This is a genomic window from Atribacter sp. (assembly GCF_035418125.1).
Lineage (GTDB): Bacteria > Atribacterota > Atribacteria > Atribacterales > Atribacteraceae > Atribacter > Atribacter allofermentans.
Genome location: NZ_DAOLQM010000327.1, coordinates 1 through 2,004 on the forward strand (window position 1 = coordinate 1; position 2,004 = coordinate 2,004).

A 2,004-nucleotide genomic window follows, 5' to 3' on the forward strand; every position below is an offset into this window, starting at 1 on the left:
AGAAGAACTATTAAATTTTCTTAGAAATTATCCCCTTCCACATCATCATTGGAAAGATTGGGATGAGAAGGTGCATTTTTATCCCCAACTTGTGTTTTAAAGGTGGTATTGGGATCTTTCCAGAAATAATCAATATTTGAAAAAGAGTTTTGAAGCTTTTTTGATTTATTCTATCACAATGGATTTTTAAAATATCACAAAATACTGCTTAAATCATCAGAAAATTCTTTGAATAGTATATAATAGATTGCATAAGGATTTAATTTATAAAAATTAAATCCTTAAAAGTAAAATAGATTTTAGTTGCAAAACTATCCTTGATATATATAATCAAGACTATAAAGGAATTATTAGTTAGTTATTTTCTATGAGGAAGCCATGAACGAACAGAGAATCGGGGATAACCTTACCGATGTTAAAGTAAAAAATCGGGCGTTAGTGTTAAGCCTGGTTAAAAAAAGAGGGCTTTTATCCCGAATCGAATTAGCCCGTATCACCGGTCTTACTCAACCGACCATTACCAATATCGTTAACGAATTAATCGCCTCCAATCTACTCCAAGAAGTAGGGACTTCCGATACCAAGGCCGGCCGGAAGCCAATCTTGCTTTCGTTTAATAATAGGGCCTTTTATACCATTGCTATTAGTTTTAGCCGGCATGGTTTTTCCGTGGCTCTCACCGATTTGACTCCAAATATTTTATTTCGTCGTGATTCTGATTATGAACTTCAAGAAAATACTGAAATTGCTCTCCTTGAACTGCAAAAAGAATTTATTCACGTCCTCGAATATGCAACCCAGTCTCTTCGATTGATTTTGGGTATTGGGGTAAGTGTACCTGGTCCAGTAGAAGCCGAGACCTATACCATTCTTGCTCATCCAATTTTTTTAAACCATAAATCTCTTGATCTTCGTTCTCATCTCAAAGAATATGATTTACCTATCTTCATGGCCAACAACGCAGATGCAGCCTGTCTACATGAAACCTGGAATGGAGTAGCCAAAGAAATACCCAATGTAGTTTATTTTATGGCCGGGGAAGGAGTTGGCGCTGGCATCTTAATCGATGGAAAACTATATGAGGGTAAAAATAAAAAAGCTGGTGAAATTGGTCACACCAGTGTTAATATTTTTGGGCCTCGGTGTGTTTGTGGAAATCAAGGCTGTTTAGAAATGTATTGTAACACGGAAAAAATTTTAGAAAAAGCCCGTGAAGCCGCTTGGTTTGGCGAAAGTCAATTCCTTCACCAGCTTCTTACCGAAAAACGGGATGAACTTAAATTTCACCACCTTATCGAGGGAGCCCAAGAAAACGATATAACCTGTCAGAATATCTTAAAACAGCTCGGTCAATACATCGGTGTTGGGATTGTCAATATTCTCAACGTTTTTGATCCCGAAGTAGTTGTCATCGGTGGAGAAGCTGCTTTAGCAAAGGAATTTATAGAAGAACCAATAAAACGTGGAATTGAAGAACGCTTATTGTACCGTGATTATATCACCCCAAATATTCATTATTCCCAATGGGGAGATGATATTCGTTTGTTGGGAGCTGCCTCGGTAGTCCTTGACCATTTTATGGCCGGTGAGTTGGGGAGATTTTAACGCCCTTGAAGCTTTCTTGGAAAAACCGCTTTCTCGTTCTGCTGTTGTTAGGTATCGCTCTGGTTGGCATGATAGTTTTTTTTCATTCCCGCTTCAAGACAATTGAATCTTATCAGTTAGTTATTAAAGACTTTAAAAACCAACAAGAAATACTAGTGGATAATACAACCAACAGTGTTCTTATGATTGAAGGGCCACTGGGAAATACTGAAGTCCACATCCATCAGGGAAAGGTGTGGGTATCTAGCTCTCCCTGCCTTGATAAGATATGTATTCATATGGGAAAAATACCGGATAATGGAGGGTTTATTGCTTGTCTTCCCAACCGTGTAATCATTCGAGCGTTGTTTCCAGATGAGTAAAAGAGTGATATTTTTATCACCTCTATCCTGAAAATAC

General features: G+C 37.6%; 2 protein-coding genes. Both read left to right on the top strand.

The annotated features are described in order from the left end of the window. The first annotated feature begins 378 nt into the window (after positions 1-378). Positions 379-1,605 carry an ROK family transcriptional regulator gene (locus PLK24_RS11075; protein ID WP_324479124.1) on the top strand — a complete coding sequence of 409 codons (1,227 nt, stop codon included), beginning with the start codon at positions 379-381 and terminating at the stop codon, positions 1,603-1,605. Between the two features lie 5 nt (positions 1,606-1,610). Then, positions 1,611-1,967 (top strand): NusG domain II-containing protein, encoded by a 357-nt coding sequence (locus PLK24_RS11080; RefSeq protein WP_324479125.1) that lies wholly within the window; start codon positions 1,611-1,613, stop codon positions 1,965-1,967. Positions 1,968-2,004 lie beyond the last annotated feature (37 nt).